We start from the raw sequence: 26,342 nt of genomic DNA on the forward strand, positions 1-26,342 counted from the left end.
AAAAATACGATTAACAACTATATCAAAAACACTAATTAAAAACATACAAAACAAGAAGATATAACGAACATAAGCTACCAGAAGATAAGTTATAAAGATGAATAATCAGCGAGAGCGAATTCCTGGCCGTAGTTTTCGTCATTGGCAACTATAAGTAGTTGCAACAGTGGATTTACGAGTTCTGTTACCAACTCGGCATGCACCTAAAGTTTCGCAACCGGCGTCGAATCCTAAACGGCCCCGAGCCCACTGCTCTGTGGATCAATTTGAGCAGCAAGCCTGTGCAGTGTACGCCAACGCGTTCGATAAGGCCAACCCGAAGGTTGGCCTTGAGCGCGCATCAGCCCTTGTCGGGGGTACGGGTCTGGATTTTGGTCAGGGTCCCGGTGGTGATGTCGATGCAATCTTTGGTGTTACCGGCAGCCTTGGCTTCCTGTGCTTTCTTCAGCGCCGCCTTGGCGTTGTCCATGGCGTTTTCCGAGGTGGCGGGCGCGGTGGCGATGGCATCCTGGAGTTTCTGGATATTGCCATCGCACAGGTCTTCATCCGCTGCAAACACCGGCGAGGCCAACAGTGCAGCGGTGATGAACAATCCAGCAATTGCAGAGTGCTTCATGGGTATCTCCTTGTGCATGAGGGCTCGGTGCTGCCGGTCGATGGGGCTGCTGGCCGAGGGGGTTAAGCTCTTTTGCAGGGCTTAGCTAGATGACTATAGACGCACGCAGGAATTCGGTTTTTTTTTGCGTTTTTGCCGAGACGGTAGGGGTGGGCGCCCGCTGGCGGCTTGCTCGCGATGAACTCGGGGTCGGCGGGTTGAATCAGTCAGCACCGGTTTTTTGTTGAGTTCATCGCGAGCAAGCTCGCTCCTACATACACCCACCCCAGGTACGCCCTACGCCGGGCGGGCCTGGGTCACTCGGTCTACCAGGTAGACCAGGCCGTGGTAGTCGATCCCGCCGTGCTGGCTGAGGCCGATTTCACAGGTGCGGCTGGTGGAGATGCCTTCGCTGCAATGCTGCACGGCGTCCTTGAGGGTGCGCAGTGAGTGGGCGTTCAGCTCGGGGGTGGTGAAGCCTTTGTCGCCGGCAAACCCGCAGCAGTGGATGCCTTCGGGGATCACCACGTTGTTGCTGCAGCGCCGGACCAGGTCGATCAGCGCCTGGCTTTCGCCCAGGTGCTGGGTGCTGCAGGTCACGTGCACGGCAATCGGGGCGTCTTGCGGGGTGAAGTCGAGGCGCTCCAGCAGGTGGCTGCGGATGAAGCGCACCGGGTCGTAGAGGTCCAGGCGCGTGTCGCCCAGGTCCTGCATCAGGCGCAGGGTGCAGGGGCTGGTGTCGCAGTAGATTGGATCGAGCCCGCCGCGACTGGCGTGGAGGAGGGCGCCGAGCAGTTCCTGGCGTTTGTGTTCGGCTTGTTCGGCATAGCCTTTGGAGGCGAACGGCTGGCCGCAGCAGAGGTTGTCGAGGTTGTCCGGAAACACCACTTGGTAGCCGGCTTTTTCCAGCAGGCCGCGGGTTTTGTCGTACAGCGAGGTCTGCTCCTTGTCGCCCGCTGCCGGGCCCATGGCGCGTGAGACGCAGGCCGCCAGGTAGACCACTCGCGGACGTGCATCGCTGACCGTCGGGCTGAAACGGATCGCCCGTTCCGGCTGGGGCATGGCGTTGCTCCACTGCGGAATCTGCCCTTTCGACAGTTGGCTGAGGCGGGCCGAGAGTTTGCTCAGGCGTGGCGCGCCCAGCAGCATCCGCGCGCCGTTGGCCACGTGCAGGGTGAAGCGTGCGCCTTGCAGGGCCGTGGCGAAATGTCCTTCCAGCCAACTAGCGGTTTTCACATGGGTGGCGCTGCGGCTGCGCAGTTTTTTTACCAGTTCGCCGGTGTTGATGCCCACCGGGCAGCGTTGCGCGCACAGGCCGGTTGCCGCGCAGGTGTCGAGGCCCTGGTATTGGTAGGCTTCTTCCAGTTCGCGGGTGTCGATGCCGGCGCGTTTTTTCGCCTGGATGTCGCGCCAAATGACGATGCGCTGGCGCGGGCTCAGGGTCAGTCCTTTGGACGGGCAGACCGGCTCGCAGAAGCCGCACTCGATGCATTTGTCGACGATCTCGTCGGCAGCCGGCAAGGGCTTGAGGTGCTTGAGGTGGATCTGCGGGTCTTCGCTGAGGACCACGTCTGGGTTGAGGATGGCGTTGGGGTCGAGCAGGCGTTTGAGCTGCCACATCAACTGGTAGGCATCGCTGCCCCATTCCAGTTCGACGAAGGGCGCCATGTTGCGCCCGGTGCCGTGTTCGGCCTTGAGCGAACCGCCGAACTCCACGGCCACCAGTTGCGCCACGTCGTCCATGAACGCCTGGTAGCGGGCGACTTCTTGCGGGCTGTTGAAGCCCTGGGTGAAGACGAAGTGCAGGTTGCCCTCCAGGGCGTGGCCGAACAGGATCGCTTCATCGTAGTGGTGTTTGTCGAACAGCTCGATCAGGCGGTTGACGCCGATTGCCAGTTGCTCCACCGGGAAGGTGACGTCTTCGATGATCACCGTGGTCCCGGTTTTGCGCACCGCGCCGACGGCGGGGAAGGTGTCTTTGCGGATCGCCCAGAGCTTGGCGTTTTCCGCGGGGTCCTGGGTGAAGTCGACCTGCTTTTCCACCGGGAAGGGCGCCAGCGAGGCCATGATCTGCGCCAGCTGTTCCTCCAGCAGCGCCGACGTGGCGGCGCGGGACTCGATCAGCAAGGCGCAAGCCTGGCTCGACAGTTGTTGGACGAACGCCGGCATCCCGGGTTTGTCCTGCACCGAGCGCAGGCTGCGGCGGTCCAGCAGTTCCACCGCCGAGACCGGCTGGCTTTTCAGCACGGTGACGGCGGTGCAGCAGGTTTCCACGTCGGGGAAGACGATCAGCGCCGAGGCTTTGTGCGGATGGTCGATCACCGTGTCGTAGGTCACCGCGCTGATGAAGCCCAGGGTGCCTTCGGAGCCCACCAGCAGGTGGCTCAAGATATCCACAGGCTCGTCGTAGTCCACCAGGGCATTGAGTGACAGGCCGGTGGTGTTTTTCAGACGGTATTTATGGCGAATTTTCGCCGCCAGGCTGGCATTGGCCCGGGTCTCGCGACCCAGGGTCGCCAGGCGCTCCAGCAGGTCGGCGTGACTGACGCGAAAGGCCGCGACGCTGGCGGGGTCCTCGCTGTCCAGGCGACTGCCGTCGGCCAGCACCAGGCGAATCCCGGCCAGGGTGTGGTAGGTGTTCTGGGCGGTGCCGCAGCACATGCCGCTGGCGTTGTTGGCGACGATGCCGCCGATCTTGCAGGCGTTGATCGAGGCCGGGTCCGGGCCGATCTTGCGCCCGAAAGGAGCCAGCCAGGCGTTGGCCTGAGCGCCGATGACGCCCGGCTGCAGGCGGATCTGGGTGCCCTGGCCGCGAATCTCGCGGCCGTTCCAATTATCCCCCAGCACGATCAGTACCGAGTCGCTGATGGCCTGGCCGGACAGGCTGGTGCCGGCCGCGCGGAAGGTCACCGGGACGCGGTCGCGCTGGGCCAATTGCAGCAGGCTGACCACTTCGTCTTCGGACTCGACGCGGATCACCAGTTGCGGGATCAGCCGGTAGAAGCTGGCGTCGGTGCCAAAGGCCAGGGTCGAGAGCGGGTCGTCGAAACGCCGCTCGCGGGGGATCAGTTGCTGCACGTCGCGCAGGAAAGCCGTCGGTAGGGTCATTGGTCCTCCAGGATCAGTACCACCAGGTCTTTCGGACCGTGGGCGCCGTACGCCAGGACTTGCTCGATATCGGCGGTCTTCGATGGGCCGGACACCAGCAGCGCGTTGGTCGGCATGCCTTGGGCCCAGTTGAACTCGCGTTGTACCTGATAGAAGTTGTCGCGGATTTCGCTGGCCTTGAGCAGGGCGAAATGCACCGGCGGCACCAGGCTCATCAAGCGCGGTTCTTCGCGGGTCGGCCAGAGGATCAGGCTACCGGTGGCAGCGATGGCACCGAGGGTGGCGGTCAGGCTGGCCGGGGTGTCGTTGAACAACTCGGATTTCCACTGTTCTACCGGCCGGTCGTAGGCTTTCAGCGTCGGCAGCCCGGGATGTTGCGCCCAGTGCTGGGTGACGCGTTGCCCGTGGGCGGTGGTCGGGGCGATCAACAGGCTGGGTAACTGGCGCTCGGCCAACAGCTGCGCGAGCAATGCCGGCCAGCCGTCAGCCGAGGTCAGGTGGATTTCGGTGTGCACCGCTTCCATCAGCTTGCGCAGTTGTGGGATGCGTTGTTCGGCGGTGTAGGTGTAGGGCTCGGTCACCAGCGCTTCATCGAAGTTGTCGGGCACGGGTGTGGTGCCCGTCAGGCTGTGGCGCAGCTTGGCGAGAATGTTCTGTTTGGCACTCATCAGCGATCCCCCTGTTGGCCCAGATGCTCGCGGGCCATGTCGTGCAGTGAGCGGGCGGCCGGTTTTGGCGCGCTGTGGTTTTGCGTCCAGGGGCCAAGGTTGTTCGGCGTGAGGGCGCGCAGACGGGTGGCGAAGAAGCCGAACAGCCGATACAGGGTCGACGAGCTGTTGAGCCTGGCCCAGGCGTTCCAGATGAAACGCTCTTTGCGCGAGTACTTGCTGCCCTGGCCGCGCATGACTTGGTGCGGGGTGTCGGGTGCCTTGACGTTCTCTTCGCGCAGGCGGCGCAGCAGGGCCGGGATCGGGATTTTCACCGGGCACACTTCACCGCAGGCGCCGCACAGGGAGGACGCGCTCGGGTGGTCCGGGACTTTCGCCAGGCCGACCATGTGCGGGGTGATGATCTTGCCGATCGGCCCAGGGTAGACCTCGCCATAGGCGTGGCCGCCGATGCGGGTGTAGACCGGGCAGTGGTTCATGCATGCACCGCAGCGGATGCAGTTGAGTGTCTGGCGCAGTTCGCTGTCGGCGAAGGCCTGGCTGCGGCCGTTGTCCAGCAGCACCAGGTGCACTTGCTGCGGGCCGTCGAGCTCGTGGGCCTGGCGCGGGCCGGAGATCATGTTGACGTAGGTGGTGATCGGCTGGCCGAGGGCCGAGCGGGTCAGCAGCGACAGCAGCGGGACCACGTCGCGCAGGCTCTCGACGACTTTCTCGATCCCGGTGACGGCGATATGCACCGGCGGCACGGTGGTCGACATGCGGCCGTTGCCTTCGTTTTCCACCAGTAGCAGGGTGCCGGTTTCAGCCACGGCGAAATTGACGCCGGAGACGCCGATGTCGGCTTCGAAGAATTTCTGGCGCAAGACTTTGCGCCCGATCTGAATGAGTTGGTCAACGTCCTTGGTGTACTCCACGCCAAGTTTGTCGTGGAACAAGGACGCGACCTGACCGGCATTCTTGTGGATCGCCGGCATAATAATGTGTGAAGGCTTCTCGTGGTCGAGCTGGACGATGAACTCGCCCATGTCCGATTCCAGGCATTCAATGCCCTGTTCAGCGAGGACATGGTTCATCTCCATCTCTTCGCTGACCATCGATTTGCCCTTGATCACTTGCCGCGCCTCGTGAGCGCGGATGATCTTGAGGACGATGCCATTGGCCTCGTCCACCGTTTCCGCCCAGTGCACTGTCACACCGTTGCGGGTCAGGTTCTGTTCAAGCTGCTCGAGCAGGTCGGGCAGCTTGGATAACGCGCGGGCGCGGACAGCATTGCCCAGCGCGCGCAAATGTTCTCTTTCGTGGGCATCGCTGAAGGACGCTGCCCGTTTTGTCATCAGTGAATCCATCGCAGTGCGAAAGTTGTTTCGCAGTTGCTGGTCGTCCAAAGCCTTGTGAGCCCGGGCGCGAAAATCTTCGTCGACGCTGACCGTCGGAATAATCGTGGAAGTGCTCATCGTGCACCTCCGGTTCGCTGCCAGAGGAAGCTGGCCAAGTGTTGGCCACGTAGCGCTGCCTGCTGTTTCTCCAGCGAGCCGTTGATGTTCATCAAGCAACCGCAGTCGGCACTGAGTACCTGGTGGGCGCCGGATTCCTTCAACGACCGGGTCTTGTCCGCCACCATCGCGCCGGAAATGTCTGGCATACGGACGCTGAACGTCCCGCCAAAGCCACAACATTCGCTTTCGTGATCGTGGTTGACCCGCTCCACGTTGCTCAGTTGCGCCAACAACTCGCGACCGTGCAGGTGGGTGTTCATCTCGCGGCGTGCCGAGCACGACGTGTGCAGGGCCACTTTGACCGGTGCGCCGCTGTCCTTGAGCTGCACCTTGCAGACAAACAGCAGGAACTCGGCCAATTCATACGTGCGGGCGGCGAGCGCCTGGACTTGCTGCAGTGTGTCCGGCTCGTCCTTGAACAAGTCGGCGTAATGTTCGCGCAGCATGCCGGCGCAGGAACCCGACGGCACCACCACCGGATAATCCCCGGCAAACAACGCCAGTTGCGAGCGCGCCACGGTCCGTGCCTGCTCGGTGTAACCCGAGGTGTAGGCCGGTTGTCCGCAGCAGCTTTGGCCTTGCGGGTACTCCACGCGAATGCCTTCGCGCTCCAGCAGGTGAATCGCGTCCATCCCGGCTTCGGGATAGAACAGGTCGACCACGCACGTGCCGAACAGGTAGACCCGCGGCGGTTTTACGCTGGGGTACTGGCGCGGTTCTGGCAGTGGCGGGGCAACACGGGTCGCGTTCGGCACCGCGTTGTAGAAAAGCTCGCTCATCAGGCGTGTCTCCGGGTGGTCCCGGTTATCCGTCCGCTGCGGTTGCTGACTGTAAAGCGACAAGCTTTCAGCAACCTTGCAGACCGGGTTGTGAGTTGCAGGCGCCGCAGGCGGGCCACGGCGTCGGTTCTTTCGTTGTGACTCAGTGCACCAGCATGCCAGTGAACCAATAGGCCTGGGCCAGTGTGATCAGGCCGACAATGGTTGCAAAGAATAGGCTGTGCTTGAGGGTGAAGCGGAACAGATCCGATTCCTTGCCCACCAGGCCGGTCGCGGCGCAGGCCACGGCGATCGATTGTGGCGAGATCATTTTGCCGGTTACGCCGCCGCTGGTGTTGGCGGCCACGAGCAAGGTGTCGCTGACGCCGATCTGGTGCGCGGTGGTCGCTTGCAGCGAACTGAACAGGGCATTGGAGGAGGTGTCCGAGCCGGTCAGGAACACGCCCAGCCAGCCGAGGAACGGCGAGAAGAACGGGAACGCCGCGCCGGTGCCTGCCAGGACCAGGGCCATGGTCGACGACATGCCCGAGTAGTTGGTGACGAAGGCAAACGCCAGCACCATGCCGATCGAAAGAATCGGCCAGCGCAGTTCGTAGAAGGTCTCTTTCAAAGTGGTCAGACCAGTTTTGAAATTGATCTTCAGCACCCACATCGAGATCAGTGCGGAGAAGAAAATCGCTGTGCCGGTCGCCGAAATCGGGTCCAGCTTGAACACCGCAGGAATGGCCGTCGGGTTGGTGACGATCGGGGCGACCTTGACCACCATCTGGTCCAGGTGCGGGATGGCGAAGTTGAACACCCAGCTGTACATCGAGCCGCCAGCGGCAAACATCGCCTTGAAGGGCTTGAGGGTCCAGATGGTCACCAGCACGGTGAGGATCAGGAACGGCGACCACGCCTTGATGATTTCACCCAGGCTGTAGGGCGAAGCCACGCTGCTGCGTTTCTGCCCGAAACCACCGACGCTGGCGGTGACTACGGCGTCCGAAGTGACACCGGCGATCTGCGCGCCAGCGGTACGTTTAGGCTGCCAGATCTTGAGGAACAGGGTCAGGGAAATCAGGCTGGCCAGGGCCGAGGTGATGTCCGGCAGTTCCGGGCCGATGAAGTTGGAGGTGAAGTACTGGGTGATGGCGAAGCTCAGGCCGGCCACCAGGGCGGCTGGCCAGGTTTCCCGCACGCCGCGCATGCCGTCCATCATGAACACCAGCCAGAACGGCACGAACAGCGACAGCAGCGGCAGCTGGCGGCCGGTCATGGCGCCGATCTTGAAGGCGTCGATGCCCGTTACCTGGCCGGCGACGATGATCGGGATGCCCAGCGCGCCAAACGCCACTGGCGCGGTGTTGGCAATCAGGCACAGGCCGGCGGCGTACAGCGGGTTGAAGCCAAGGCCCACCAGCAGGGCAGCGGTAATGGCCACCGGTGCACCGAAGCCTGCCGCGCCTTCGAGGAAAGCGCCGAAGCAGAAGCCGATCAGCAGCACTTGCAGGCGCTGGTCATCGGTAATCGACAGCACGGAGCTGCGGATCACTTCGAACTGGCCACTCTTGACCGTCAGTTTGTAGAGGAACACGGCTGCCACGATGATCCAGGCAATCGGCCACAGTCCGTAGGCAAAGCCATAACCGGCGGCGGCGAAGGCCATGTCGACCGGCATCTGGAAGGCAAAGATCGCCACCAGGATCGACAACGCCAGAGTGATGCTGCCGGCGACGTGTCCTTTGAGGCGGAACACGGCCAGGGCCAGGAAGAAAAATACGATGGGGATAACGGCCGCGAGCGCGGACAAGCCGAGACTGCCGAGCGGGCTGTAGAGCTGTTGCCAGGTTTGCATATGGGGTGGCCCCTAATTGTTGTTGGTCAGGCACTGAACGCGTACTTGGATAATTGGTAAGACCAATTTACAATCGCTGTGGGCTAGGTTAAAAGCCTTGTGGGTGGTGTGTCAATTTGCCGCCCTAAAACTTTTGTCGAATGAGCGGTGCAGGGGCCATCTGATCCGCTCGATCAAATGTGCTCTGGTAGGTGCTGGCGCGGCGTCAATAGGCCAGAATAGAGAGCCCGGCGAGCCGTCGGGATGGTGGAGAATGAGTTATGGGGTTTGATCAGGTTCGTCAGCGCCGTTTGTCTGACGATATTGTCGAGCAGCTCGAAGGGATGATTCTCGAGGGCACGCTGAAGTCCGGGGAGCGGCTGCCGGCAGAGCGCGCTCTGGCTGAACAGTTTGGGGTGTCGCGGCCTTCGCTGCGCGAGGCGATCCAGAAATTGACAGCCAAGGGCTTGCTGGTCAGTCGTCAGGGTGGCGGCAATTATGTGGTCGAATCCCTGGGCTCGACCTTCAGCGATCCCCTGCTGCACCTGCTGGAGAGCAACCCCGAAGCCCAGCGTGACTTGCTGGAATTTCGTCACACCCTGGAAGCTTCATGCGCCTACTACGCGGCGTTGCGGGCGACTGAGGTCGACCGTCAGCGATTGACGGCGGCGTTCGATGAGTTGCAGGACTGCTACACCCGTCACGATGAGGTGAGCCGGGCGGAGGAGGGGGCTGCGGACGCCAGGTTTCACCTGGCGATTGCCGAGGCCAGCCACAACGCGGTGTTGCTGCACACCATTCGTGGGCTGTTCGATCTGCTCAAGCGCAACGTGGTGACCAACATCGGCGGTATGTACCAGCAACGCACGGAAACCCGCGACATGCTGATCACTCAGCACCGGGAGTTGTACCTGGCGATTATCGAAGGGCGCGCCGAACAGGCAAGAGAGGTTTCCAGTCGCCATATCCTGTATGTGCAGGAGGTGCTGGAAGAGGTGCGGCAGCAAGTGCAGCGCGAAGCCCGGGCGGAGCGGCGCAAGGGGATGTGATCATGATCGTTCCCACGCAGGGCGTGGGCACGATCAATTCAAGGCAAGAAGTTAGTCTTCCTTGCCCTTGTTGCGCACCGCGCGCTGCAGCTCGCGGCCGGCATCACGTTCGCGCTCGGTATCGCGCTTGTCGTATTCCTTCTTGCCCTTGCCCAGAGCGATCTCGCACTTGACCATGTGCTTGCTCCAGTACCAGGACAGGCATACGCACGCATAGCCTTTTTGCTGCACGGCAGCTGCCAGCTTTTCCAGCTCGCGCCGGTTGAGCAGCAATTTGCGAGTGCGCACCGGGTCGGCAATGACGTGGGTGCTGGCGGTCATCAGGGGCGTGATGTGGCTGCCGAGCAGCCAGGCCTCGCCATCCTTGAGCAGCACATAACTGTCGACCAGTTGCAGCTTGCTCGCCCGCAGACTTTTTACTTCCCAGCCGGCCAGGACCAGACCAGCCTCGAACCGATGTTCGATGAAGTAATCGTGTCGCGCCTTTTTATTCTGCGCGATGGTCCCTGTTGGGTGTTTCTTCTGTTTAGCCATAGGGGCGGCATTATAGGCAGTTGCGCGCGAGTCGGCTACGGGGATCCTGCGTGCTTGAGCGCATTGAGTGAATCCCGGACAATGCGCCCTCTTTTTTAGTGGTTGGGCGTAGTGTCGATGTCGTCAGACAAGGTTTCAGTCCACGGTAGTTGGGCGAGCCGTTGGGTATTCATACTCGCTGCAACCGGCTCGGCCGTGGGCCTGGGAAGCATCTGGAAATTCCCCTACATGGTCGGCGTCTATGGCGGCGGTGCGTTTGTCCTGGTGTTCCTGGCGTGTATCGCGTTGATCGGCCTGCCGGTGATGCTGGCGGAAACCCTGATTGGCCGCCGAGCCCGGCAAAGTCCGGCGAACGCCTTGAAGGTACTGGCGTTGGAGGCGGGGCATTCGGCGAAATGGTCCTGGGGGGCATTTGCCGGGATGATCACGGCGTTGCTGATCCTGTCTTTTTATAGCGTGGTCGGTGGCTGGTCCCTGGATTACATCATCAGCATGGGCCGGGGGGATTTCCAGGGTGTGGCGGCCGATCAGGTCGGCGCCTACTTTGAGGGGGTGATCGCCAACCCGTGGCGCCTGACACTCTGGCATAGCCTGTTCATGCTGCTGTCGGCGGCGGTCATTGCCAAGGGGGTGGTGGCGGGGCTGGAGCGCAGCCTGCGGATCATGATGCCGCTGTTGTTCGTGATGCTCCTGGTGTTGCTGGGCTACAGCATGACCACCGGGCATTTCATGGAGGGCGTGCATTTCATGTTCGACTTCGATTCGGCGAAAGTCCTTGGCGGCCTGTTGCCCGCCATGGGGCATGCGTTCTTTTCCCTGAGCGTGGGCGTGGGCTCGATCATGATCTACGGTGCGTATATGCCCAAGGATTCGTCGATCTCCGGCACCGTGGTCGGGGTTGCCCTGCTGGACACCTTTGTTTCGCTGCTGGCCGGCCTGGCGTTGTTTCCGATTGTGTTTGCCGGCGGCTTGAACCCGAGTGAGGGGCCTGGGCTGATGTTTGTCAGCCTGCCTTTTGCCTTTGGTAATGTGGCGTTCGGCCAGGTGATGGGGGTGGTGTTTTTTGTCCTGGTGGCCATTGCCGCCTGGAGTTCGGCGATCTCGCTGCTTGAACCGATGGTCGCGTACCTGGTTGAACGGACGAAAATCCGCCGGGGCTGGGTGACGTTCTGGCTGGCCTTCAGTTGCTGGTTTGTTGGCCTGGGGACGGTGTTTTCCTTCAATATCTGGAAGCAGGCCAAGTTTTTTGTGAACGACGGCGCCGGGTTCCACCTCTACCAATGGGGTGCGCACAGCGGCCTGGACTTCTTTGGCGTGATCGATTTCTTCACCTCGCGGATCATGTTGCCGCTCGGTGGATTGTGTTTTGTGGTGTTTGCGGGTTGGGTCATGAATCGGGGAGCGGTGCGCGACGAATTGTCGATCCGCAATCCGGCGCTGTTTGCCCTGACCTTGTTTTTGATGCGCTATGTGGCGCCCATCGGCATTCTTGTAGTGTTTGCCGCCCAGCTGTGGAAGTGACGCTGACATGACGACCCATATTCAACGTTCGGCCCTGTTGCCGTATCCGGCGCAAGCGCTTTATGACCTGGTCAATGACGTGGCGCGTTATCCGGAGTTCCTGCCCTGGTGTTCCGAGGCCAAGGTGATGGAAAGCTCCGCCGAGCATATGCGTGCCAGCGTCGGGGTGGCCAAGGGTGGGCTCAGCCAGCATTTTGTTACGCGTAACACGCTGGTGCCTGGGCATTCGATCGAGATGAACCTTGAGGAAGGGCCTTTCACCCAGCTGCATGGTCTCTGGGTGTTCAAGCCCTTGGGCGAGAAGGCCTGCAAGATCAGCCTGGACCTGACGTTCGACTACGCCGGGCCGATTGTGCGGGCGACACTGGGGCCGCTGTTCAATCAGGCTGCCAATACCCTGGTGGATGCGTTCTGTCAGCGGGCCAAGCAACTGCATGGTTGAGTCGATGATGGACGTCGAGGTGGTGTATGCCGCCGTTGATCGTCAGGTGTTGCTGGCGGTTCAGGTACCTGCGGGGTGTAGCGTGCGTTCGGCACTGCAGTTGTCGGGGATAGCCGGGGAGTTTGCGGAGCTGGATCTGGCGAGTTGTGCTGTGGGTATTTTTGGCAAGGTGGTGGTTGATCCTGAGCACTGCCTGGTTCGGGCGGGGGATCGGATTGAGATTTATCGGCCGTTGTTGGCTGATCCCAAGGAGGTTCGTCGGTTGCGGGCGGCTAAGGCGGCGCGGGCTAGGGGGGATTGAGGTTTTTTTGGGGGGTATATTCGTTGTTGCGGTAACGGCCACCTAGGGCTTCGCCCTTACGGCGAGGCACTTTTGACACGCAATAAAAAAGCCCGGCATGCCGGGCTTTTTCTTGTGTCGCATAATGTTACTGCGTGGTGTCCAACGGCTCTGGTGTTGGTACGGGTACGGTTTCTACGCCGTCGACGTCTTTCTGGATCTGGTCCAGTAGCGAGCCTGGCTTGACCGGCTTTTCTGGTTTTGGCTGTTCGACGTTTTCCACTGGGGCGGACACGCTGGTGCCGCTGTCCTTGCCCATCAGGGCTTCATCACGGCTTACGCCAGGCATGAAGTCGCCCGACAAGCTGACGAGTTGGTCGTCTGGATTGAAGATAACGCTGATGCGTTCCTGTTGGCGTTCACCGCCGCCAGGCTGCAGGCTGTACAGGTAATCCCAGCGATTGGCATGGAACGTGTCGGTCAGCAGAGGGTTGCCCATGATAAACCGTACTTGCCGACGGGTCATTCCCGGGCGTAACTGGTCTATCATGTCCTGCGTGACGACATTGCCCTGCTGGATGTCGATTTTGTAAACCCCGGGGAATGAACAACCGGCGAGTGCGAGCAGTCCCACGAAGGTGAAACTGGTTAGCAAGAGCTTGGTGTTTTGCATCGGTGGGCGACTTCCACTATCTTGGCTGGGACAACGTAAACGCCGATCATACCCGCATTAAGAGAAGCTGCGAAGCAGCATCGCGAGAAAGCTGACCATGGTTGAAAATAGCGAACTACGCAAAGCCGGCCTTAAAGTGACCCTGCCACGGGTCAAAATTCTGCAAATGCTCGATTCCGCCGAGCAGCGTCACATGAGTGCCGAGGATGTCTACAAGGCACTGATGGAAGCTGGCGAGGATGTCGGTCTGGCCACGGTTTACCGTGTACTGACTCAATTCGAAGCCGCTGGTCTTGTGGTCCGTCATAACTTCGACGGCGGCCACGCGGTCTTCGAACTGGCTGACGGCGGTCACCACGACCATATGGTCAACGTGGATTCCGGTGAAGTGATCGAATTCTTCGACGAAGAAATCGAAAAGCTTCAGAAGGCGATCGTCGAGAAGCACGGTTTCGAGTTGGTGGATCACAACTTGGTGCTGTACGTACGTACTAAAAAGTAAGCATGTCGCGCGGACTCAGGTCCGCGAAACGAACGAAGGCGACCCAAGGGTCGCCTTCGTGCTGTCTGGCCGATTCAACTTTTGGCCGTTACCACCATTTTTTTCGCGTGAGCCAGGGATTCCTTGGTCAGGTCGATACCCCCCAGCATTCGTGCCACTTCTTCTATTCGCTCGTTCTTGCTCAGTTTGGATACAGCAGTGCGCGTGGCTTGGTCGCCGCGGACCTTGTGCACAAACAGGTGTTGATGCCCCTGGGAGGCCACCTGCGGCAGGTGCGTGACCGTCAGGACCTGGCCGCGCTCGCCAAGGCGGCGCAGCAGTTGGCCGACAATTTCCGCGGTCGGGCCGCCGATGCCCACGTCCACTTCGTCGAACACCAGGGTCGGTATGCGCGAGGTTTGCGCGGTGATCACCTGGATGGCCAGGCTGATGCGCGACAGCTCGCCACCCGAGGCGACTTTCGCCAGCGCCTTGAGCGGTTGCCCGGGGTTGGCGCTGACCAACAGTTCTACCTGTTCCAGGCCATTGGGCAGCAGCTCGGCGCTGGTGTTGGCGCGTAGTTCGATGCTGAAACGCCCGCCCGGCATGCCCAGGCGCTGGATTTCCTGTTCGACGGCGTGGGCCAGGCTGGAAGAAGCCTGGTGGCGCAAGTCACTCAGTTCCCGGGCTTTCTCTTGGTAGTGGCGGGCGAAAGCCCCCAGTTCTTCGCTGAGGCGCTCGATGGACTCATCGTTGGCATTCAGGGTTTCGAGCTCGTCCAGCAGGCGTTGCTGGAGGTCGGCTACCTCGGTCGGCTGGATCCGGTGTTTGCGTGCCAGGGTATAGATGGTGTCCAGGCGCTCTTCGAGTTGCTGCAGGCGTGCTGGATCGGCGTCGAAGTTGTCGAGGAACCGGTTCAGTTCGCCGACTGCTTCTTCGACCTGGATCTGCGCACTGGTGAGCAAGTTGGTGAGCAAGTTGGTGGCTTCACCCAGGGCGTTGACCGAGTTGTTGACGCTGGACAGGCGATTGAGGCTGGCAGTCAGGGCGTTTAGCACATTACCGGAGTCACTTTCGCTGCACTGCTCGACCACCTGTCGGCAAATGCCCAGCAGGGTTTCTGCGTTGGTCAGGTTTTTATGCTCTTGCTCAAGCTGCTCCAGCTCGTTGTCGCCGAGGCCGAGGTTTTCCAGCTCTTCGAGTTGATAGCTGAGCAACTGGTGGCGAGCGCGCTGTTCGTCGCCGGAGTTGGACAGGCGTTCGAGTTCCTGGCGGGTCTGGCGCCAGCGCTGGGCGGCGAGCTGGACCTGGCGGGCCAGGTCGGTGGCGCCGGCATATTCGTCCAGCAGGCGGCGATGGGTATCGGTCTTGAGCAGTGACTGGTGTTCGTGCTGGCTGTGGATGTCGATCAGCAGTTCGCCGAGGGCCTTGAGGTCGCCAAGGGGGCAGGGCGTGCCGTTGATGTAGCCGCGCGAGCGACCCTCGGCGGTGATGACCCGGCGCAGGATGCACGGGCCGTCGTTGTCCAGGTCGCGCTCGGCGAGCCAGGTGCGGGCTTCCGGGATATCAACCAGGTCGAAGGTGGCGAGGATGTCGGCCTTTTCCGCACCCGGGCGTACCACGCCGCTGTCGGCGCGATCGCCCAGGGTCAGGCCCAGGGCGTCGAGCATGATCGACTTGCCGGCGCCGGTTTCCCCTGTGATCACGCTCATCCCGCGATCCAGTTCGAGATCGAGATGTTCAACGATGGCGTAGTTGTGTACGGACAGGTGCACCAGCATAAAGGCCGCTCCCAGGCTTAAGGTCTGGTTATTTATACAGTAGTTTATTTACCCCTGACAATGCCCTCGTTTAGCTCGATTTGCTTGGTGTCGGTGTTTTTTTAAAACCTGGCGCCAGGCCAATTCAGCGGTTTTTGTGTGGGTAATGCGCTTCTGCACACGGCAGGCCCTTGAACCTGCAAATTGCGACCCCATATACCGGAACAGAAGCGCGAGTCGAGTTCGCGCACGATTTTGAAAGGAGAAATCTATGGCTGACGAACAGACGCTGGATACGCAAAATCTAGACGCCAATCAGGCTCCCCAAGCATCGGGTGAAGACCTGGTGGCTCGTGTACAAGTGCTCGAAGAGCAACTGGCTGGCGCTCAGGATCAGGCTTTGCGTGTTGCAGCTGATCTGCAGAACGTCCGCCGTCGCGCCGAGCAGGATGTAGAAAAGGCTCACAAGTTCGCGCTGGAAAAATTCGCTGGCGACCTGCTGCCGATCATCGACAGCCTGGAGCGCGGCCTGGAGTTGTCCAATCCGGACGACGAAAGCATTCGTCCGATGCGTGAAGGGATCGAACTGACCCTGAAAATGTTCCAGGACACCCTGAAACGTTATCAGCTGGAAGCGATCGATCCGGAAGGTGAGCCGTTCAACGCCGAGCACCATCAGGCGATGGCGATGCAGGAAAGCGCCGACATGGAACCCAACAGCGTGCTGAAGGTGTTCCAGAAGGGCTACGTGCTCAATGGTCGCCTGCTGCGCCCGGCCATGGTTGTGGTCAGCAAGGCCCCGGCGCCGGTTTCGCCCTCTATTGACGAGCAGGCTTGAAATCCGCCGCAAGGCCCCCATTTATAAGTCAAGCGTTTAAGTGCTACCGCAGTTAGCCACCACTGCTGCGGCAACCAAATCCAAAGTTTCGGGAGAGTTAACATGGGCAAAATTATCGGTATCGACCTGGGGACTACCAACTCCTGCGTCTCCATCCTTGAAAACGGCAACGTAAAAGTTATCGAGAACGCCGAAGGCGCGCGTACCACTCCGTCGATCGTGGCCTACGCCAACGATGGCGAAATCCTGGTTGGCCAGTCGGCCAAGCGTCAGGCAGTGACCAATCCGCATAACACCCTGTACGCGGTGAAGCGTTTGATCGGTCGTCGCTTCGAAGAAGAAGTGGTTCAGAAAGACATCCAGATGGTCCCTTACAAGATCGTCAAGGCAGACAATGCCGACGCTTGGGTTGAAGTGAACGGCCAGAAAATGTCGCCGCCACAGATCTCGGCTGAAATCCTCAAGAAAATGAAGAAAACTGCCGAAGATTACCTCGGCGAAGCAGTGACTGAAGCGGTGATCACCGTTCCAGCCTACTTCAACGACAGCCAGCGTCAGGCGACCAAAGACGCCGGCCGTATTGCTGGCCTGGACGTAAAACGCATCATCAACGAACCAACCGCAGCTGCACTGGCTTACGGTATGGACAAGGCCAAGGGCGATCACACCGTGATCGTTTATGACCTGGGCGGCGGTACTTTCGACGTTTCGGTGATCGAAATCGCTGAAGTCGATGGCGAGCACCAGTTCGAAGTACTGGCCACCAACGGTGACACGTTCCTGGGCGGTGAAGACTTTGACATTCGTCTGATCGACTACCTCGTCGACGAATTCAAGAAAGAAAGCGGCATGAACCTCAAGGGTGACCCGCTGGCCATGCAGCGCCTGAAAGAAGCCGCTGAAAAAGCCAAGATCGAGCTGTCTTCGAGCCTGCAGACTGACGTCAACCTGCCGTACATCACTGCAGATGCGACCGGTCCTAAGCACTTGAACGTGAAAATCTCCCGCGCCAAGCTGGAAGCGCTGGTAGAAGACCTGGTTCAACGCACCATCGAGCCTTGCCGCATTGCGCTGAAAGACTCGGGTATCGACGTTGGCGCGATCAACGACGTGATCCTGGTCGGCGGTCAGACCCGTATGCCTCTGGTGCAGAAGGCTGTTACCGATTTCTTCGGTAAAGAAGCCCGTAAAGACGTGAACCCGGACGAAGCGGTTGCCATGGGTGCTGCTATCCAGGGCGCGGTACTGGCCGGTGACGTGAAAGACGTTCTGCTGCTCGACGTCAGCCCGCTGACCCTGGGTATCGAAACCATGGGTGGCGTGATGACCGCGCTGATCGAGAAAAACACCACGATTCCTACCAAGAAATCGCAAGTGTTCTCGACTGCCGACGACAACCAGGGCGCTGTGACCATTCACGTGCTGCAAGGCGAGCGTAAGCAAGCTGCCCAGAACAAGTCCCTGGGCAAGTTCGACCTGGCTGAGATTCCACCAGCACCACGTGGCGTGCCACAAATTGAAGTGACCTTCGACATCGACGCCAACGGCATCCTGCACGTAGGCGCCAAGGACAAGGCCACCGGCAAGACCCAGTCGATCGTGATCAAGGCCAACTCCGGTCTGTCCGAGGAAGAAATTCAGCAGATGATTCGTGATGCTGAAACCAACGCCGACGAAGACCGCAAGTTCGAAGAGCTGGCGTCCGCCCGCAACCAGGGTGATGCGCTGGTGCACTCGACTCGCAAGATGGTCGCAGATGCTGGCGACAAAGTGACTGCCGAAGAGAAGGCCGCCATCGAAGCTGCAGTGGTTGCCCTGGAAGCCGCCGTCAAAGGCGACGACAAGGCTGCCATCGACGCCAAGGTCGAGGAGCTGTCGAAAGTCTCCGCGCCAGTGGCGCAGAAGATGTACGCCGAACAGGCTCAGCCAGCTGAAGGCGCAGCACCACAAGGTGAATCGGCGCAAAAGGCTGACGACGTTGTCGATGCTGAGTTTGAAGAAGTTAAAGACCACAAGTAAGTTGTTGGTCGGCCGGTTGACTGCCTTTGTGCGGTGACTGGTAGGATGTCGCCGCGCGGGAGCTTGCTCCCGCGTTGGCGTGTCTGGAGTACACGAATTTTTACCGCGTGCGACAACATTCGCCTGCGGATGGTATGGCCGGGAATGCTCCTGCTTTTCGAGCCGCAAGTACCGTATCGAATCAAAGACCAGGATCGTTGAATTGACGTGAGTTGGGTCCGGGCCTGTATTGGGGCTCAACGAGTTTGGCAAGGCTCAGGAGGGGTTTGCCGGACGTCCTTAAGAGTGCAAAGACTTATGGCAAAGCGTGACTATTACGAAGTGTTGGGTGTCGAGCGTGGCACGAGCGAAGCAGACCTGAAGAAGGCCTACCGTCGCTTGGCGATGAAGCATCACCCGGACCGTAATCCTGACGACAAAGCGTCGGAAGAAATGTTCAAGGAGGCCAACGAGGCCTACGAAGTACTGTCCGATTCCAGCAAGCGCGCGGCGTACGACCAGTATGGTCATGCCGGTGTCGACCCAAGCATGGGTGGCGGCGGTGCCGGTTTCGGCGGGCAGAACTTCTCTGACATCTTTGGTGATGTGTTCAGTGATTTCTTTGGTGGTGGTCGTGGCGGTTCCCGTGGCGGCGCGCAGCGCGGCAGCGACCTGCGCTACACCCTGGAGCTGAACCTGGAAGAAGCGGTGCGCGGCACGACCGTGAATATCCGGGTTCCGACGCTGGTCAACTGCCAGCCGTGCGACGGTTCGGGCGCGAAGAAGGGCTCCTCGCCCGTGACGTGCCCAACCTGCGGCGGTATCGGCCAGGTGCGCATGCAGCAAGGGTTCTTCTCGGTGCAGCAAACCTGCCCGCGTTGCCACGGCCAGGGCAAGATCATTTCCGACCCGTGCAACTCCTGCAATGGCGAAGGGCGTGTCGAAGAGTACAAGACCCTGTCGGTGAAAGTGCCGGCGGGCGTTGATACTGGTGATCGCATCCGCCTGTCGGGTGAGGGTGAGGCGGGGACCCAGGGTGGGCCGACCGGCGACCTGTACGTGGTGATCAACGTGCGCGAGCACTCGATCTTCCAGCGCGACGGCAAGCACTTGTTCTGTGAAGTGCCAATCAGCTTTGTCGATGCTGCCTTGGGCGGCGAGCTGGAGATTCCGACTCTCGATGGTCGGGTCAAGCTGAAGATCCCTGAGGGTACGCAAACCGGCAAGCAGTTCCGCGTGCGTGGCAAAGGCGTTGCGCCGGTGCGTGGCGGTGGTGCTGGCGACCTGATGTGCCGTGTGGCGGTCGAGACTCCGGTCAACCTGAGTCGTCGTCAGCGTGAATTGCTGGAAGAGTTCCGCAGCTCCCTGGCGGATGACAACAGCCACTCGCCGAAAACCACGGGTTGGTTCGAAGGCGTGAAGCGTTTCTTCGGCGACCTGTAAGGAATCTGGTATGCGACGTATAGCTGTGATGGGCGCTGCTGGGCGCATGGGCAAGATTCTGGTGGAGGCGGTGCAGCAGCGCGCACCGCTCACTGGCCTGACGGCGGCCATCGTGCGCCCTGGCAGCACGCTGATCGGCGTGGATGCCGGTGAGCTGGCGTCGCTGGGTCGGATTGGGGTATCCCTGGTGGGCAACCTGGAGGTCGTGGCGCAGGAGTTCGATGTGTTGATCGACTTCACGCTGCCGGAAGTCATGCTCAAGAACCTGGCGTTCTGCCGCAAGGCAGGCAAGGCCATGGTCATCGGCACGACGGGCCTGGACGCCGCGCAGAAGCAGGTGCTGGCCGAGGCGGGCAAGGATATTCCGATCGTGTTTGCGGCCAACTTCAGCGTCGGGGTCAACCTGTCGCTCAAGCTGCTGGATATGGCAGCGCGGGTGTTGGGTGATGATGCCGATATCGAGATCATCGAGGCTCATCACCGGCACAAGATCGATGCGCCATCCGGCACGGCGCTGCGCATGGGCGAGGTGATTGCCGATGCGCTGGGGCGTGACTTGCAGAAGGTCGCGGTCTACGGTCGTGAAGGCCATACCGGCGCTCGTGAGCGCGAGACCATTGGCTTTGCCACCGTGCGCGGTGGTGATGTGGTGGGTGATCACACAGTGCTGTTCGCCTGCGAGGGTGAGCGCCTGGAGGTGACTCACAAGGCTTCCAGTCGCATGACCTTCGCCAAGGGTGCGGTGCGTGCTGCGCTATGGCTCGATGGTCGCGAACCAGGCCTGTATGACATGCAAGACGTGCTCGATTTGCGTTAAGATGTGCCCGAAATCGGGTTCGAGCCCTGCGCTCGAGCCCGTTTTTCCCCGCCAAGCGACGCCCTGTCGCATTCTCTAGCCTTTCAGGCTCATTGGCGGTAGACCAAAAATGCCTTTTTCTGTAAGCTACAGCTTTAGTGTGTCCACTAAAAGCGCGCAGAATAATTCAGTGAAGAAGCGGGGTGACGTGTCCATACGTCACTCCGCTTTTTTACAACCTGCGATCGCCCCTTCAGGCTTTATTTACTGGATCTCTCTTGACTAAGCCAGCCATACTCGCCCTTGCTGATGGCAGCATTTTTCGCGGCGAAGCCATTGGAGCCGACGGTCAAACCGTTGGAGAGGTGGTGTTTAACACCGCCATGACCGGCTATCAGGAAATCCTTACCGATCCTTCCTACGCCCAACAGATCGTTACCCTGACTTACCCGCATATCGGCAACACTGGCACCACGCCAGAAGATGCCGAGTCCGACCGCGTATGGTCTGCCGGCCTGGTCATCCGTGACCTGCCTCTGGTTGCGAGCAACTGGCGTAACACCATGTCCCTGTCCGACTACCTGAAAGCCAACAATGTGGTGGCTATTGCAGGTATCGACACCCGCCGCCTGACACGCATCCTGCGTGAGAAAGGCGCGCAGAACGGCTGCATCATGGCAGGCGACAATATCTCTGAAGAAGCCGCTCTGGCAGCAGCGCGCGGTTTCCCAGGCCTGAAGGGCATGGACCTGGCGAAAGTCGTCAGCACCAAAGAGCAATATGAATGGCGCTCGACTGTCTGGGACTTGAAAACCGACAGCCACGCGACCATCGAAGCCAGCGAGTTGCCCCATCACGTGGTGGCTTACGACTACGGCGTCAAGCTGAACATCCTGCGCATGCTGGTCGAGCGCGGCTGCCGCGTCACCGTGGTGCCGGCGCAAACCCCGGCGGCCGACGTCCTGGCCCTCAAGCCAGACGGCGTGTTCCTGTCCAACGGCCCGGGTGACCCGGAGCCTTGCGACTACGCGATCCAGGCGATCAAGGAAGTCCTTGAAACCGAGATCCCGGTGTTCGGTATCTGCCTCGGTCACCAACTGCTGGCCCTGGCCTCCGGTGCCAAGACCCTGAAAATGGGCCACGGCCACCACGGTGCCAACCACCCGGTCCAGGACCTGGACAGCGGTGTGGTGATGATCACCAGCCAGAACCACGGTTTTGCCGTGGACGAAGCGACCCTGCCAGCCAACGTGCGTGCGATCCACAAATCGCTGTTCGACGGCACCCTGCAAGGTATCGAGCGTACCGACAAGAGCGCCTTCAGCTTCCAGGGTCACCCTGAAGCCAGCCCTGGCCCGAACGACGTAGCGCCACTGTTCGATCGCTTCATCAACGAGATGGCCAAGCGTCGCTGAGCGCGGGCCTAGATGTAGCAAAGCCTGGGGGTGGCCACCGCTGCGGTGACCCCCTCAAGGCTTCACAGATTGAACAAGACGGCTTGCCGACTGACCTGCGGATTTGAGTGACAAACCCATGCCAAAACGTACAGACATTAAAAGCATCCTGATTCTCGGCGCTGGCCCGATCGTTATCGGCCAGGCCTGCGAATTCGACTACTCCGGCGCTCAGGCCTGCAAAGCCCTGCGCGAAGAGGGTTACCGCGTCATCCTGGTGAACTCCAACCCAGCCACCATCATGACCGACCCGGCCATGGCTGACGCCACCTACATCGAACCGATCAAGTGGCAGACCGTTGCCAAGATCATCGAGAAAGAGCGTCCAGATGCACTGCTGCCAACCATGGGCGGCCAGACCGCGCTGAACTGCGCCCTGGACCTGGAGCGCGAAGGCGTTCTGGAAAAATTCGGTGTGGAAATGATCGGCGCCAACGCCGACACCATCGACAAGGCTGAAGACCGTTCGCGTTTCGACAAGGCGATGAAATCCATCGGCCTGGACTGCCCGCGCTCCGGTATCGCCCACAGCATGGAAGAGGCCAATGCGGTCCTCGAGAAGCTGGGCTTCCCGTGCATCATCCGTCCGTCCTTCACCATGGGCGGCACCGGTGGCGGTATCGCTTACAACCGTGAAGAGTTCGAAGAAATCTGTGCCCGTGGCCTGGACCTGTCGCCGACCAAGGAACTGCTGATCGACGAATCCCTGATCGGCTGGAAAGAGTACGAAATGGAGGTTGTCCGCGATAAGAAGGACAACTGCATCATCGTCTGCTCGATCGAAAACTTCGACCCGATGGGCGTGCACACCGGTGACTCGATCACTGTTGCGCCAGCACAGACCCTGACGGACAAGGAATATCAGATCCTGCGTAACGCCTCCCTGGCGGTACTGCGCGAGATCGGCGTGGAAACCGGTGGCTCCAACGTGCAGTTCGGCATCTGCCCGGACACAGGCCGCATGGTTGTCATCGAGATGAACCCGCGTGTATCCCGTTCCTCGGCACTCGCTTCCAAGGCTACCGGCTTCCCGATCGCCAAGGTCGCGGCCAAGCTGGCGGTTGGCTACACCCTCGACGAGCTGTCGAACGACATCACCGGCGGCAAGACCCCGGCGTCCTTCGAGCCGTCCATCGACTACGTCGTGACCAAGCTGCCGCGTTTCGCCTTCGAGAAATTCGCCAAGGCTGACGCGCGCCTGACCACTCAGATGAAGTCGGTTGGTGAAGTCATGGCCATCGGCCGGACCTTCCAGGAATCCCTGCAGAAAGCCCTGCGCGGCCTGGAAGTCGGCGTCTGCGGCCTGGACGAGAAAGTTGACCTGAGCAACCCGGAAAGCATGAGCGTGCTCAAGCGCGAGCTGACCGTGCCGGGTGCCGAGCGTATCTGGTACGTGGCGGACGCAATGCGCTCCGGCATGAGTGTTGACGATATCTTCAGCATGACCATGATCGATCGTTGGTTCCTGGTGCAGATGGAAGATCTGATCAAGGACGAAGAGAAGGTCAAGACCCTGGGTCTGACCAGCATCGACCGCGACCTGATGTTCCGTCTCAAGCGCAAAGGCTTCTCCGACATGCGCCTGGCCAAGCTCCTGGGTGTGACCGAGAAGGCCCTGCGCCGTCACCGCCACAAGCTCGAGGTGTACCCGGTCTACAAGCGCGTTGATACCTGCGCGGCCGAGTTCGCCACCGACACCGCCTACCTGTACTCGACCTACGAGGAGGAGTGCGAGGCTGCGCCATCGGGTCGCGACAAGATCATGATCCTGGGCGGCGGTCCAAACCGTATCGGCCAGGGCATCGAGTTCGACTACTGCTGCGTTCACGCGGCACTGGCGCTGCGCGACGACGGGTACGAGACCATCATGGTCAACTGCAACCCGGAAACTGTTTCCACTGACTACGACACTTCCGATCGCCTGTACTTCGAACCGGTGACCCTGGAAGACGTGCTGGAAATCGTCCGCGTCGAGAAGCCTAAAGGCGTGATCGTCCAGTACGGCGGCCAGACCCCGCTGAAACTGGCGCGTGCTCTTGAAGAGGCTGGCGTACCGATCATCGGCACCAGCCCTGACGCCATCGACCGCGCCGAAGACCGTGAGCGCTTCCAGCAGATGGTCGAGCGCCTGAATCTGCGTCAGCCGCCTAACGCTACCGTGCGCAGCGAAGACGAAGCCATTCGCGCCGCCGGCAAGATCGGTTACCCGCTGGTGGTGCGTCCGTCCTACGTACTGGGCGGCCGTGCGATGGAAATCGTCTACGAAGAAGAAGAGCTCAAGCGCTACCTGCGTGACGCGGTGAAAGTGTCCAACGACAGCCCAGTGCTGCTCGACCACTTCCTCAACTGCGCCATCGAAATGGACGTGGATGCGGTCTGTGACGGCACCGACGTGGTGATCGGCGCGATCATGCAGCACATCGAGCAGGCCGGCGTTCACTCCGGTGACTCCGCGTGCTCGCTGCCGCCGTACTCGCTGCCGGCGCACATCCAGGACGAGATGCGCGAACAGGTCAAGAAAATGGCCCTGGAACTGGGGGTGGTCGGCTTGATGAACGTACAGTTGGCGCTGCAAGGCGACGACATCTACGTGATCGAAGTCAACCCACGCGCTTCGCGTACCGTGCCGTTCGTATCCAAGTGCATCGGTGTTTCCCTGGCCATGATCGCGGCTCGCGTGATGGCCGGTAAGACCCTGAAGGAAATCGGCTTCACCAAGGAAATCATTCCTAACTTCTACAGCGTGAAAGAGGCGGTGTTCCCATTCGCCAAATTCCCTGGCGTTGACCCGATCCTGGGCCCAGAGATGAAGTCCACTGGTGAAGTGATGGGCGTGGGTGACACCTTCGGTGAAGCGTTCGCCAAGGCCCAGATGGGCGCCAGCGAAGTGCTGCCGACCGGCGGTACCGCGTTCATCAGCGTGCGTGACGACGACAAGCCACTGGTTGCCGGCGTAGCGCGTGATCTGATCAGCCTGGGCTTTGAAGTGGTTGCCACTGCCGGGACAGCCAAGCTGATCGAAGCTGCTGGCCTGAAAGTGCGTCGTGTGAACAAGGTGACCGAAGGTCGTCCGCACGTGGTCGACATGATCAAGAATGACGAAGTCACGCTGATCATCAACACCACTGAAGGCCGTCAGTCGATCGCTGATTCCTATTCCATTCGTCGTAATGCCTTGCAGCACAAGATCTACTGCACCACTACCATTGCTGCTGGCGAAGCCATCTGCGAAGCGTTGAAGTTCGGTCCCGAGAAGACCGTGCGCCGCTTGCAGGATCTACACGCAGGATTGAAGGCATGATCAAATACCCAATGACCGTCCAGGGCGCGCGCGCCCTGGAAGAAGAGCACACTCACCTGACCAAGGTCGTACGTCCAAAGCTTAGCCAGGACATCGGTACGGCCCGCGAGCTGGGTGACTTGAAGGAAAACGCCGAGTACCACGCTGCCCGCGAGCAGCAGGGTATGGTCGAGGCGCGGATTCGTGACATTGAAGGCCGGATTCAGAACCAGGTCATCATCGATGTCACGAGCATCCCGCACACCGGCAAAGTGATTTTCGGTACTACCGTGGAAATCGCCAACGTCGAGACGGATGAGCGCGTTACTTACCACATCGTGGGTGAGGACGAGGCTGACTTCAAACTCGGCAAGATTTCCGTCGGTTCGCCCTTGGCCCGCGCCTTGATTGCCAAGGAAGAGGGTGATGTGGTGGCGGTCAAGACGCCTGGTGGCGTGATCGAGTATGAGATTGTCGAAGTCCGCCATATCTGAAGGCTGGCGCCCGCTGCGTGCGGGCGCCATGCTCTGGCAGCTGACCCAGATGTTGTGGGTTGGCGGCCTGTGGCTGCTGCATTTGGGTTTGCTGCCGGTGCTGGGCCAGATTGGCCTGGCGCCGCTGCTGATCAATGAAATTTCAAGCATGCTGAGTACGCTGCTGGTGGGTTTTTCAGCGGCGTGCGTGGTTTCTCAGGTTTTGGTGCTGGTTCAGGCCAAGGGCCTTGTCAGTCTATGGCGCGATATTCGCGGGCAACTGCTGTTGATGGCGTTGTATGCAAGCACGATGTACCTGGTGGTACGCATGCAATGGCCGGAGGCGGAGCATTGGCTGTTGTTCAGCTACCTGGTGCTGGGGTTTTCCGGTTTGCTGCTGGTGCTGCAGCCGGTGCCAGGATGGGGTGGCAGGGTGCGCGAAGCACACCCTTGACCCGTTTCATCACTTGAAGCGGTGGACGTTCGACAGTTGCTTGTTTACGCTGAAGTTCTTGCGGTAAATCAGCGCCATCTTGCCGATGACCTGTACCAGGTCCGCCTTGCCGACCTTGCACAGTTCGGCAATGGCAGCCAGGCGCGATTCGCGATCGAGGATGTTGAGCTTGATCTTGATCAGCTCGTGATCGCCCAATGCGCGTTCCAGTTCGGCTAACACACCTTCAGTCAAACCGTTGTCAGCCACCGTCAAAACTGGTTTCAGATGGTGGCCAATGGATTTGTACTGTTTCTTCTGCTCTTGAGTGAGCGGCATAATCTGACCCTTTAGTCTGGATTCTGTAAAATGGCGGCCATTTTACCCGAGGGTGCGTGGATCCGCCCAATTAATCACGACCCTTA

23 protein-coding genes and 1 other RNA gene (1 of these 24 only partly in view) are annotated in these 26,342 nt (G+C 60.4%); 13 read left to right on the top strand and 11 right to left on the bottom strand.

What is annotated here, in order from left to right; translation table 11 throughout:
• From ssrA to ACIOVD_RS20680, 7 genes are all read right to left on the bottom strand, one after another.
• Nucleotides 1-242, bottom strand: a transfer-messenger RNA (tmRNA) gene (gene ssrA / locus ACIOVD_RS20650); it reaches 163 nt to the left of the window's first position.
• A gap of 98 nt (nucleotides 243-340) precedes the next feature.
• Nucleotides 341-616: a hypothetical protein gene (locus ACIOVD_RS20655; RefSeq protein WP_095169490.1), complete on the bottom strand. Its 276-nt coding sequence runs from the start codon at nucleotides 614-616 to the stop codon at nucleotides 341-343.
• 276 nt (nucleotides 617-892) lie between these two features.
• Nucleotides 893-3,703 (bottom strand): FAD-binding and (Fe-S)-binding domain-containing protein, encoded by a 2,811-nt coding sequence (locus tag ACIOVD_RS20660; protein WP_401129964.1) that lies wholly within the window; start codon nucleotides 3,701-3,703, stop codon nucleotides 893-895.
• A complete protein-coding gene (locus tag ACIOVD_RS20665) occupies nucleotides 3,700-4,371 on the bottom strand; it encodes a lactate utilization protein C (RefSeq protein WP_159993692.1) in 672 nt (223 codons plus the stop codon). The genes ACIOVD_RS20660 and ACIOVD_RS20665 overlap by 4 nt, the downstream gene beginning before the upstream one ends.
• Nucleotides 4,371-5,825 (bottom strand): LutB/LldF family L-lactate oxidation iron-sulfur protein, encoded by a 1,455-nt coding sequence (locus ACIOVD_RS20670; RefSeq protein WP_401129966.1) that lies wholly within the window; start codon nucleotides 5,823-5,825, stop codon nucleotides 4,371-4,373. The genes ACIOVD_RS20665 and ACIOVD_RS20670 overlap by 1 nt, the downstream gene beginning before the upstream one ends.
• The gene (locus ACIOVD_RS20675) at nucleotides 5,822-6,646 is read right to left on the bottom strand and encodes a (Fe-S)-binding protein (protein WP_320333624.1); all 825 of its coding nucleotides are present in this window, start codon (nucleotides 6,644-6,646) and stop codon (nucleotides 5,822-5,824) included. Before ACIOVD_RS20675 ends, ACIOVD_RS20670 begins: the two co-directional genes overlap by 4 nt.
• Before the next feature lie 142 nt (nucleotides 6,647-6,788).
• Nucleotides 6,789-8,483: a lactate permease LctP family transporter gene (locus ACIOVD_RS20680; RefSeq protein ID WP_401129969.1), complete on the bottom strand. Its 1,695-nt coding sequence runs from the start codon at nucleotides 8,481-8,483 to the stop codon at nucleotides 6,789-6,791.
• A 260-nt stretch (nucleotides 8,484-8,743) separates the two neighbouring features.
• Between ACIOVD_RS20680 and ACIOVD_RS20685 the strand changes: the two genes are divergently transcribed.
• Entirely contained in the window at nucleotides 8,744-9,511 is a 768-nt protein-coding gene (locus ACIOVD_RS20685; protein WP_095169484.1) for an FCD domain-containing protein, read from the top strand.
• A gap of 51 nt (nucleotides 9,512-9,562) precedes the next feature.
• Here ACIOVD_RS20685 and smpB read toward each other — a convergent pair whose 3' ends face one another.
• Nucleotides 9,563-10,045, bottom strand: a complete 483-nt coding sequence (gene smpB / locus ACIOVD_RS20690) for an SsrA-binding protein SmpB (protein ID WP_095169483.1) — start codon at nucleotides 10,043-10,045, stop codon at nucleotides 9,563-9,565.
• A gap of 117 nt (nucleotides 10,046-10,162) precedes the next feature.
• Here smpB and ACIOVD_RS20695 point away from each other — a divergent pair, with 117 nt between their 5' ends.
• The 3 genes from ACIOVD_RS20695 to ACIOVD_RS20705 are packed head-to-tail and all read left to right on the top strand — an operon-like array spanning nucleotide 10,163 to nucleotide 12,309.
• The gene (locus ACIOVD_RS20695; RefSeq protein WP_095169482.1) at nucleotides 10,163-11,566 is read left to right on the top strand and encodes a sodium-dependent transporter; all 1,404 of its coding nucleotides are present in this window, start codon (nucleotides 10,163-10,165) and stop codon (nucleotides 11,564-11,566) included.
• 7 nt (nucleotides 11,567-11,573) lie between these two features.
• Entirely contained in the window at nucleotides 11,574-12,008 is a 435-nt protein-coding gene (locus ACIOVD_RS20700; protein WP_095169481.1) for a type II toxin-antitoxin system RatA family toxin, read from the top strand.
• Complete coding sequence (locus ACIOVD_RS20705) at nucleotides 12,001-12,309, top strand: RnfH family protein (RefSeq protein WP_095169480.1); 309 nt, start codon at nucleotides 12,001-12,003, stop codon at nucleotides 12,307-12,309. Before ACIOVD_RS20700 ends, ACIOVD_RS20705 begins: the two co-directional genes overlap by 8 nt.
• Before the next feature lie 127 nt (nucleotides 12,310-12,436).
• On the opposite strand, the gene ACIOVD_RS20710 is transcribed toward ACIOVD_RS20705, so the two are convergent.
• Nucleotides 12,437-12,961, bottom strand: a complete 525-nt coding sequence (locus ACIOVD_RS20710) for an outer membrane protein assembly factor BamE (RefSeq protein WP_095169479.1) — start codon at nucleotides 12,959-12,961, stop codon at nucleotides 12,437-12,439.
• A 97-nt stretch (nucleotides 12,962-13,058) separates the two neighbouring features.
• Between ACIOVD_RS20710 and fur the strand changes: the two genes are divergently transcribed.
• Complete coding sequence (fur, locus tag ACIOVD_RS20715; protein ID WP_007920840.1) at nucleotides 13,059-13,463, top strand: ferric iron uptake transcriptional regulator; 405 nt, start codon at nucleotides 13,059-13,061, stop codon at nucleotides 13,461-13,463.
• Nucleotides 13,464-13,537: 74 nt separating this feature from the next.
• On the opposite strand, the gene recN is transcribed toward fur, so the two are convergent.
• On the bottom strand, nucleotides 13,538-15,223 hold the full coding sequence (recN, locus tag ACIOVD_RS20720; RefSeq protein ID WP_401129974.1) for a DNA repair protein RecN: 1,686 nt from the start codon (nucleotides 15,221-15,223) through the stop codon (nucleotides 13,538-13,540).
• A 250-nt stretch (nucleotides 15,224-15,473) separates the two neighbouring features.
• Between recN and grpE the strand changes: the two genes are divergently transcribed.
• The 8 genes from grpE to ACIOVD_RS20760 all read left to right on the top strand — a co-directional run bounded on the left by grpE (nucleotide 15,474) and on the right by ACIOVD_RS20760 (nucleotide 25,938).
• Nucleotides 15,474-16,040 carry a nucleotide exchange factor GrpE gene (gene grpE, locus ACIOVD_RS20725; protein ID WP_095169477.1) on the top strand — a complete coding sequence of 189 codons (567 nt, stop codon included), beginning with the start codon at nucleotides 15,474-15,476 and terminating at the stop codon, nucleotides 16,038-16,040.
• Between the two features lie 102 nt (nucleotides 16,041-16,142).
• Nucleotides 16,143-18,059, top strand: a complete 1,917-nt coding sequence (gene dnaK, locus ACIOVD_RS20730) for a molecular chaperone DnaK (RefSeq protein ID WP_095169476.1) — start codon at nucleotides 16,143-16,145, stop codon at nucleotides 18,057-18,059.
• Nucleotides 18,060-18,356: 297 nt separating this feature from the next.
• Nucleotides 18,357-19,481, top strand: a complete 1,125-nt coding sequence (gene dnaJ, locus ACIOVD_RS20735; RefSeq protein WP_095169475.1) for a molecular chaperone DnaJ — start codon at nucleotides 18,357-18,359, stop codon at nucleotides 19,479-19,481.
• 10 nt (nucleotides 19,482-19,491) lie between these two features.
• Nucleotides 19,492-20,298, top strand: coding sequence for a 4-hydroxy-tetrahydrodipicolinate reductase (gene dapB, locus ACIOVD_RS20740; protein WP_095169474.1), 807 nt, complete (start codon nucleotides 19,492-19,494; stop codon nucleotides 20,296-20,298).
• Nucleotides 20,299-20,555: 257 nt separating this feature from the next.
• The gene (gene carA, locus ACIOVD_RS20745; RefSeq protein ID WP_095169473.1) at nucleotides 20,556-21,692 is read left to right on the top strand and encodes a glutamine-hydrolyzing carbamoyl-phosphate synthase small subunit; all 1,137 of its coding nucleotides are present in this window, start codon (nucleotides 20,556-20,558) and stop codon (nucleotides 21,690-21,692) included.
• Between the two features lie 118 nt (nucleotides 21,693-21,810).
• Nucleotides 21,811-25,032 (top strand): carbamoyl-phosphate synthase large subunit, encoded by a 3,222-nt coding sequence (carB, locus tag ACIOVD_RS20750; RefSeq protein WP_095169472.1) that lies wholly within the window; start codon nucleotides 21,811-21,813, stop codon nucleotides 25,030-25,032.
• Nucleotides 25,029-25,505, top strand: a complete 477-nt coding sequence (gene greA, locus ACIOVD_RS20755) for a transcription elongation factor GreA (RefSeq protein ID WP_095169471.1) — start codon at nucleotides 25,029-25,031, stop codon at nucleotides 25,503-25,505. Before carB ends, greA begins: the two co-directional genes overlap by 4 nt.
• 28 nt (nucleotides 25,506-25,533) lie before the next feature.
• Nucleotides 25,534-25,938: an MFS transporter gene (locus ACIOVD_RS20760; RefSeq protein ID WP_320334528.1), complete on the top strand. Its 405-nt coding sequence runs from the start codon at nucleotides 25,534-25,536 to the stop codon at nucleotides 25,936-25,938.
• A 9-nt stretch (nucleotides 25,939-25,947) separates the two neighbouring features.
• On the opposite strand, the gene ACIOVD_RS20765 is transcribed toward ACIOVD_RS20760, so the two are convergent.
• Nucleotides 25,948-26,256, bottom strand: coding sequence for a YhbY family RNA-binding protein (locus tag ACIOVD_RS20765; RefSeq protein ID WP_095169469.1), 309 nt, complete (start codon nucleotides 26,254-26,256; stop codon nucleotides 25,948-25,950).
• Nucleotides 26,257-26,342: the final 86 nt, after the last annotated feature.

Origin of the sequence: Pseudomonas sp. NPDC087626, from assembly GCF_044743405.1 — a bacterium.
Taxonomy (GTDB): domain Bacteria; phylum Pseudomonadota; class Gammaproteobacteria; order Pseudomonadales; family Pseudomonadaceae; genus Aquipseudomonas.

Coding starts and splice junctions, on each gene's coding strand:
- ACIOVD_RS20655 (WP_095169490.1), bottom strand. CDS start 616: ATGAAGCACTCTGCAATTGCTGGATTGTTCATCACCGCTGCACTGTTG.
- ACIOVD_RS20660 (WP_401129964.1), bottom strand. CDS start 3,703: ATGACCCTACCGACGGCTTTCCTGCGCGACGTGCAGCAACTGATCCCC.
- ACIOVD_RS20665 (WP_159993692.1), bottom strand. CDS start 4,371: ATGAGTGCCAAACAGAACATTCTCGCCAAGCTGCGCCACAGCCTGACG.
- ACIOVD_RS20670 (WP_401129966.1), bottom strand. CDS start 5,825: ATGAGCACTTCCACGATTATTCCGACGGTCAGCGTCGACGAAGATTTT.
- ACIOVD_RS20675 (WP_320333624.1), bottom strand. CDS start 6,646: ATGAGCGAGCTTTTCTACAACGCGGTGCCGAACGCGACCCGTGTTGCC.
- ACIOVD_RS20680 (WP_401129969.1), bottom strand. CDS start 8,483: ATGCAAACCTGGCAACAGCTCTACAGCCCGCTCGGCAGTCTCGGCTTG.
- ACIOVD_RS20685 (WP_095169484.1), top strand. CDS start 8,744: ATGGGGTTTGATCAGGTTCGTCAGCGCCGTTTGTCTGACGATATTGTC.
- smpB (WP_095169483.1), bottom strand. CDS start 10,045: ATGGCTAAACAGAAGAAACACCCAACAGGGACCATCGCGCAGAATAAA.
- ACIOVD_RS20695 (WP_095169482.1), top strand. CDS start 10,163: ATGTCGTCAGACAAGGTTTCAGTCCACGGTAGTTGGGCGAGCCGTTGG.
- ACIOVD_RS20700 (WP_095169481.1), top strand. CDS start 11,574: ATGACGACCCATATTCAACGTTCGGCCCTGTTGCCGTATCCGGCGCAA.
- ACIOVD_RS20705 (WP_095169480.1), top strand. CDS start 12,001: ATGGTTGAGTCGATGATGGACGTCGAGGTGGTGTATGCCGCCGTTGAT.
- ACIOVD_RS20710 (WP_095169479.1), bottom strand. CDS start 12,961: ATGCAAAACACCAAGCTCTTGCTAACCAGTTTCACCTTCGTGGGACTG.
- fur (WP_007920840.1), top strand. CDS start 13,059: ATGGTTGAAAATAGCGAACTACGCAAAGCCGGCCTTAAAGTGACCCTG.
- recN (WP_401129974.1), bottom strand. CDS start 15,223: ATGCTGGTGCACCTGTCCGTACACAACTACGCCATCGTTGAACATCTC.
- grpE (WP_095169477.1), top strand. CDS start 15,474: ATGGCTGACGAACAGACGCTGGATACGCAAAATCTAGACGCCAATCAG.
- dnaK (WP_095169476.1), top strand. CDS start 16,143: ATGGGCAAAATTATCGGTATCGACCTGGGGACTACCAACTCCTGCGTC.
- dnaJ (WP_095169475.1), top strand. CDS start 18,357: ATGGCAAAGCGTGACTATTACGAAGTGTTGGGTGTCGAGCGTGGCACG.
- dapB (WP_095169474.1), top strand. CDS start 19,492: ATGCGACGTATAGCTGTGATGGGCGCTGCTGGGCGCATGGGCAAGATT.
- carB (WP_095169472.1), top strand. CDS start 21,811: ATGCCAAAACGTACAGACATTAAAAGCATCCTGATTCTCGGCGCTGGC.
- greA (WP_095169471.1), top strand. CDS start 25,029: ATGATCAAATACCCAATGACCGTCCAGGGCGCGCGCGCCCTGGAAGAA.
- ACIOVD_RS20760 (WP_320334528.1), top strand. CDS start 25,534: ATGCTCTGGCAGCTGACCCAGATGTTGTGGGTTGGCGGCCTGTGGCTG.
- ACIOVD_RS20765 (WP_095169469.1), bottom strand. CDS start 26,256: ATGCCGCTCACTCAAGAGCAGAAGAAACAGTACAAATCCATTGGCCAC.